Annotated in this window: 5 protein-coding genes and 1 pseudogene; all 6 read left to right on the top strand. The window is 43.5% G+C overall.

Annotated features, from left to right (window positions below):
• A pseudogene (locus tag V7201_RS14805) lies at positions 1 to 195 on the top strand (hypothetical protein); the annotation flags it as partial.
• Between the two features lie 187 nt (positions 196 to 382).
• Entirely contained in the window at positions 383 to 1,945 is a 1,563-nt protein-coding gene (gene rny / locus V7201_RS14800; protein WP_335377517.1) for a ribonuclease Y, read from the top strand.
• Positions 1,946 to 2,082: 137 nt separating this feature from the next.
• Positions 2,083 to 2,880, top strand: a complete 798-nt coding sequence (locus V7201_RS14795) for a TIGR00282 family metallophosphoesterase (RefSeq protein ID WP_335377509.1) — start codon at positions 2,083 to 2,085, stop codon at positions 2,878 to 2,880.
• Between the two features lie 151 nt (positions 2,881 to 3,031).
• Positions 3,032 to 3,292 carry a stage V sporulation protein SpoVS gene (spoVS, locus tag V7201_RS14790; RefSeq protein WP_010193268.1) on the top strand — a complete coding sequence of 87 codons (261 nt, stop codon included), beginning with the start codon at positions 3,032 to 3,034 and terminating at the stop codon, positions 3,290 to 3,292.
• 138 nt (positions 3,293 to 3,430) lie between these two features.
• Positions 3,431 to 4,372: a dipeptidase gene (locus tag V7201_RS14785; protein WP_335377508.1), complete on the top strand. Its 942-nt coding sequence runs from the start codon at positions 3,431 to 3,433 to the stop codon at positions 4,370 to 4,372.
• A 285-nt stretch (positions 4,373 to 4,657) separates the two neighbouring features.
• Entirely contained in the window at positions 4,658 to 6,391 is a 1,734-nt protein-coding gene (locus V7201_RS14780; RefSeq protein WP_335377507.1) for a 2-oxoacid:acceptor oxidoreductase subunit alpha, read from the top strand.
• The last annotated feature ends 1 nt before the right edge of the window (position 6,392 follow it).

The following is a 6,392-nucleotide window of genomic DNA, read 5'->3' as shown; positions in this document are numbered from 1 at the left end:
CCTGTTGATTGTAGTGGAAGGCGCGTAGACTCCTGCGGGCGCAGCTGGTCAGGTGAGACCCCGCAGGAGCGAAGCGACGAGGAGGCTCAGCGCCAGCCCCGCGGAAAGCGAAGCGCCTGGAACGAAAATCAACAGCCTTGTTTAACAGAGCCAATAAAAATTAGAAAAAATAGAATAATGAATAAAAAGGTTTAGAATCCTTGGGGGACAAACCCTTGACAATAAAATTTAGCAGCTTTACAATTAAAAATGTATATTTTACATTTTCATGGTATTAAAAACGTTTAAAAGCATTAGAGCTGTATGTTGATGCTTGAAACAATGTACATGCCGACACTTTAAAAAACGTAACACAAGTTCATAGCAAGAGGAGGTGAAAATGATGGATCCTATTATTTTGATCATCTCCATTTTGCTTGGCCTATTCGTCGGTGCAGTTGTTGGCTATTTTTATCGTAAATCCGTTGCGGAAGCAAAAATTGCAGGTGCCAGAAACGCTGCTGAGCAGATTATCGAAGATGCGAAGCGCGGAGCAGAGGCTATGAAAAAAGAAGCCCTGCTAGAGGCTAAGGATGAAAATCACAAGCTGCGCACTGAAGCAGAGCGTGAAATTCGTGAGCGAAGAAATGAACTGCAAAAACAAGAAAATCGTTTATTGCAAAAAGAGGAGAATCTTGACCGTAAAGATGAAACGTTGAATAAACGGGAAAATCTTTTAGAGAAAAAAGATGACGCTCTTTCCAAAAGACAACAGCATATTGAAGAGATGGAAAGCAAAGTGGACGAGATGGTACGAAAACAGCAGGCTGAACTAGAACGCATCTCGGGCTTAACGCGTGATGAGGCTAAATCCATCATTTTGGAACGAACTGAGCAAGAACTTGCTCACGACATTGCACTAATGATTAAGGAAAACGAAAACAGGGCGAAAGAGGAATCCGATAAAAAAGCTAAGGAAGTTCTTTCACTAGCCATCCAAAGATGCGCAGCTGACCATGTTGCTGAAACAACTGTGTCAGTCGTAAACCTTCCGAATGACGAAATGAAGGGACGCATTATCGGCCGTGAGGGACGGAATATCCGTACCCTGGAAACGTTGACGGGAATCGACCTCATTATTGATGACACTCCGGAAGCAGTAATCCTTTCCGGTTTCGATCCAATCAGGCGTGAAACAGCCCGTTTAGCTCTAGACAAGCTAGTTCAGGACGGACGTATTCATCCGGCTCGAATTGAGGAAATGGTTGAGAAGGCACGCCGTGAAGTGGATGAGCACATCCGTGAGGTTGGGGAACAAACAACTTTCGAGGTGGGCGTTCACGGACTGCATCCAGACTTAATCAAAATTCTTGGCCGTTTGAAGTATCGAACCAGCTACGGACAGAATGTTCTAAAGCATTCAATGGAAGTAGCGCAGTTGTCCGGCTTGCTTGCTGCTGAGTTAGGTGAAGATGAGACATTGGCTCGCCGCGCAGGACTCCTGCATGACATCGGAAAGGCGATCGACCATGAAGTAGAAGGTAGCCACGTAGAAATCGGGGTGGAACTTGCTACTAAGTATAAGGAGCATCCTGTTGTCATCAATAGTATTGCTTCTCACCATGGCGATACAGAGCCAACTTCGGTTATTGCAGTACTCGTTGCTGCTGCTGATGCATTGTCAGCTGCAAGGCCTGGTGCCCGCAGCGAAGCGCTTGAAAACTACATTAGACGCCTTGAAAGATTGGAAGAAATTTCTGAGTCATATGAAGGAGTCGAAAAGTCGTTTGCAATTCAAGCAGGCAGAGAAATCAGGATTATGGTAAGACCAGATCAAATTGATGACTTGCAGGCTCACCGCCTGGCCCGTGATATCCGTAAGAAAATCGAGGAAGAGCTCGATTATCCAGGTCATATCAAGGTTACAGTCATCCGTGAGACTCGGGCAGTTGAATACGCAAAATAAAGCGGTGCTTTTGCACCGCTTTTTTTATTGATGATAATGTACTGTTATATGCTCATCTATAGATTTACTTAAAGATATGTGAGTATGATACAATTTGATTTACACGGCTTAAATTTGAGACAGGAAAGGGAATTTTGATGCGAATTTTATTTGTGGGAGACGTAGTAGGTTCTCCAGGACGAGATATGGTAACCGAATACCTGCCAAAGTTGAAAGAAAAATATCGGCCGACTGTGACGGTCATCAATGGGGAAAATGCGGCCAGCGGAAAAGGGATAACTGAAAAGATTTATCGCCAATTTCTTGAAGAGGGAGCACAGGCTGTAACGCTTGGAAACCATGCCTGGGATAACCGTGACATTTTTGAATTTATTGATAATGCCAAATATCTAGTGAGACCTGCCAATTTCCCTGAAGAGGTACCGGGAAAGGGCATTGTATATTTAAAGATTAATCAGGAAGAGCTTGCGATCATCAATTTACAGGGGAGAACCTTTTTAACTCCGATTGACTGTCCCTTTAAAAAGGCAGATGAGTTGATTGCAGAAGCAAGGAAAAGAACGCCGATGATTTTTGTGGATTTTCACGCTGAGGCAACAAGTGAGAAGCAAGCGATGGGCTGGTATCTCGACGGTAAAGTATCAGCAGTTGTAGGAACGCATACTCATGTCCAGACAGCGGATCAGAGAATCCTGCCTAATGGTACAGCATTTTTATCCGACGTGGGCATGACGGGGCCATATGACGGCATATTGGGCGTCGAGAAGGAAGCTGTCCTCAGAAGGTTTTTGACAAGCCTTCCCACGAGGTTTGAGGTCGCGAAGGACGGTCGCTCTCAGCTATCTGCTGTCTTGATTGACCTTGACAAGAAAACAGGCAAGGCAGTGAAGATACAAACAATCCTTGTTAATGATGACCACCCATTCTATACGTAACCAAAAGAATCTGTTTTCACGACTTTCTCCGCAGATTTTTTATTGTGGGTCATATGTAGGCTTCCTCCTGAATATAGTAGCAGTGGAACAAACAAACCTGGATGTCCACTTATGGCATCCAGGATCGGGACAATATAAGGAGGAGCCAGGAATGGAAATATTAAAAGTTTCAGCAAAATCTAATCCTAATTCTGTAGCTGGTGCGCTTGCTGGAGTACTGCGTGAAAGAGGCGGCGCAGAAATCCAGGCGATTGGAGCGGGTGCATTAAATCAGGCCGTAAAGGCAGTAGCGATCGCAAGAGGGTTCGTAGCACCTAGCGGCGTCGATCTAATTTGCATCCCGGCATTTACTGATATCCTGATTGATGGCGAAGAACGAACGGCAATCAAACTGATCGTAGAACCTAGGTAACTCTGGCGGAAGTCCGCCATAAAGATAGAATTTGTTTATTTAAGGATATATATGGTATAGATAATCTGCCTGTTTGCTTTTGCAAGCAGGTTTCTTTCGTTTTTTGCCGTATTATCAATATAAATAGGAGGAGTTCTTATGAAAATATTCGATGCTCACTGTGATGTATTATATAAGTTATTTATGAATCCAGACCTCGATTTCGGCAGTTCAAAGGAGTTGCAGGTAAATCTGGAGCAGTTGGTCATTTCAAAGACCAAAGTTCAATTCTTTGCCATCTATGTCCCGGAGTCGGTCCATCCTGATTTGAAATTTCAGGCAGCACTTAGGATGGCGGACTTATTTTACGAGAAGGTTCTCTCACCCTATCCGCAGATGAAGCTGGTAAAAAGCAAAGAGGATATACGTGAGTTGGGTGAAAAGGAAATAGGGGCGATGCTGACGCTGGAGGGATGTGACGCAATTGGCCAGGATCTGTTGAAATTGCGAACGCTGCTAAGGCTTGGAGTCAGAGCAGTGGGGTTGACATGGAATTATGGAAACTGTGTTGCAGACGGTGCATTGGAAGAACGAGGAGCAGGACTTTCAAGATTCGGCAAACAGGTAATAAAGGTGTTAAACGACACAAATACGGCATGCGATGTCTCCCATCTATCAGAGCGGGGATTCTGGGATGTAATCGAAACAAGCAGGCATATGTTTGCTTCGCATTCCAATTGTCATTCTCTTTGTCCGCATCCGAGAAACCTGCGGAATGATCAGGTCTTGGCATTAATTGAAAGGGACTCAGTAATGGGACTTACATTTGTGCCGGAATTTTTATCGGGAACTAAGGAAGCTGTTTTAGATGATGTTCTCCGTCACCTGGAATATGTATGTTCATTAGGAGGAGAGAACCATGTGGGGTTTGGCTCTGACTTTGACGGTACCGAATTTTCGGTAACAAAGCTAGCTGGAAACAATCAATACGAAAACTTATGGAATGAATTACAAAAATACTATTCTGATATACAAGTAAAGAAGTTTTTATTTTCGAATATGGCGGATCGACTCCCGTGGGGAAACGGCAAAAACCAATAGCATCAAGGGGTTCACCTGTTTTTTAGTTAAAAGCGGAAGGCGATGAACTTATAATATTTTAATAAATAAAAAAATATTCATATTTTCGTCAATATTTCCTTATAAAGGGTTGCTTTTTTTTTCACATAGGTCTAGAATTGTAAGCGTTTAGTACCATCCTTTTGCTAGATTTCAGATGCGATTTTGTTTGAAAACCGTTAATTCTAGTGAATGACTAGGAAAAGTGCTACACTTAATAACGAACGTTTTTACATATTTTTTTACGTATCTAAAGGGGTGTAAGAGATGATCAATCAACTTTCATGGAAAGTTGGCGGACAGCAGGGAGAAGGAATTGAATCTACCGGGGAAATTTTCTCTATTGCATTGAACCGTCTAGGCTACTACTTGTATGGCTACCGTCACTTTTCATCACGTATCAAAGGCGGACATACAAATAATAAGATTCGAGTAAGCACTACAGAGGTTCGATCTATTTCTGACGATTTAGATATTCTTGTAGCTTTCGACCAGGAAACAATCGATGTAAACTACAAAGAATTGCATGAGAATGGCGTAATTATTGCTGATGCTAAGTTTGACCCAAAGAAGCCAGAGGATACTCAAGCCGCGATGTATGCGGTTCCATTTACGGAAATGGCTACTGAACTGGGAACATCTCTTATGAAAAACATGGTTGCCATCGGTGCGACTAGTGCTATTTTAGATTTGGATATCCAGGTTTTTGAAGAAGTCGTCCAGGAAATCTTCGGACGCAAAGGACAACAAGTTGTCGATAAAAATATGGAAGCCATCAAAGCGGGCTACGAATATACGAAACAACAATTAGGCGATTCCGAGACTATGCAGCTTGAAAAAGCGGACGGTCTAAAACGCCTATTTATGATTGGTAACGATGCGATCGCACTTGGTGCTGTGGCAGCAGGCTGCCGTTTCATGGCTGCATACCCAATCACACCTGCATCAGAAATTATGGAATATTTGATCAAGAAACTTCCTGCTCTTGGCGGAACAGTTATCCAGACAGAAGATGAGATTGCGGCCGTTACGATGACAATTGGCGCAAACTATGGTGGCGTGCGTGCGCTAACAGCTTCTGCAGGTCCTGGTCTTTCATTGAAGATGGAAGCAATCGGTCTTTCAGGTATTACTGAAACTCCGCTTGTAATTGTTGACACTCAGCGTGGCGGCCCATCAACAGGTCTTCCTACTAAGCAGGAACAATCCGACCTTATGGCAATGATTTATGGAACTCACGGTGAGATTCCTAAAATTGTTATGGCTCCAAGTACTGTTCAGGAAGCCTTCTACGATACGACAGAAGCTTTTAACCTTGCAGAAGAATATCAGTGCCCGGTTATCGTGCTGACTGACCTTCAGTTATCATTAGGAAAGCAGACTGTTGAACCGCTTGCATTTGACAAAGTTGAAATCCGCCGTGGGAAATTAGCTACTGAAGCACTACCTGAAATTGATGACAAGGGTTACTTTAAGCGTTATGAAGTGACTGAAGATGGTGTATCACCACGTGTCGTCCCAGGAATGAAGAACGGTATCCACCATGTTACTGGCGTTGAGCATGACGAAACTGGAAAACCTTCAGAATCTGCTGCGAACCGCATTGCTCAGATGGATAAGCGCTTCCGCAAGATCAGCAATCTGAAGTTCGATACGCCAATCCATAAAAACGCTCCACACGAGGAAGCTGATCTATTGATCGTAGGTTTTAACTCTACACGGGGTGCAATTGAAGAAGCAATGGGAAGACTTGAGAAGGATGGTTTGAAAGTAAACCACGCACATGTGCGCCTGATCCATCCATTCCCAGCTGATGAAATGATGCAGCTTGTTAAATCTGCAAAGAAGGTTGCAGTTATTGAAAATAATGCAACAGGACAGCTGGCAAACATTATGAAGATGAACGTGGGAAGTCATGAGAAGATCACTAAGATTCTCAAGTATGACGGAAATCCATTCTTGCCGCAGGAAGTCCATACAAAATGCAAGGAGTTGTTCTAGG

The organism is Bacillus sp. JJ1122 (assembly GCF_036964885.1).
Taxonomy (GTDB): domain Bacteria; phylum Bacillota; class Bacilli; order Bacillales; family Cytobacillaceae; genus Mesobacillus.
This window is presented reverse-complemented; position numbering and strand designations above follow the sequence as displayed.

Excerpts from the sequence above, each read along its gene's own strand:
- spoVS (WP_010193268.1), top strand. The coding sequence starts at position 3,032 with ATGGAAATATTAAAAGTTTCAGCAAAATCTAATCCTAATTCTGTAGCT.
- V7201_RS14785 (WP_335377508.1), top strand. The coding sequence starts at position 3,431 with ATGAAAATATTCGATGCTCACTGTGATGTATTATATAAGTTATTTATG.
- rny (WP_335377517.1), top strand. The coding sequence starts at position 383 with ATGGATCCTATTATTTTGATCATCTCCATTTTGCTTGGCCTATTCGTC.
- V7201_RS14780 (WP_335377507.1), top strand. The coding sequence starts at position 4,658 with ATGATCAATCAACTTTCATGGAAAGTTGGCGGACAGCAGGGAGAAGGA.
- V7201_RS14795 (WP_335377509.1), top strand. The coding sequence starts at position 2,083 with ATGCGAATTTTATTTGTGGGAGACGTAGTAGGTTCTCCAGGACGAGAT.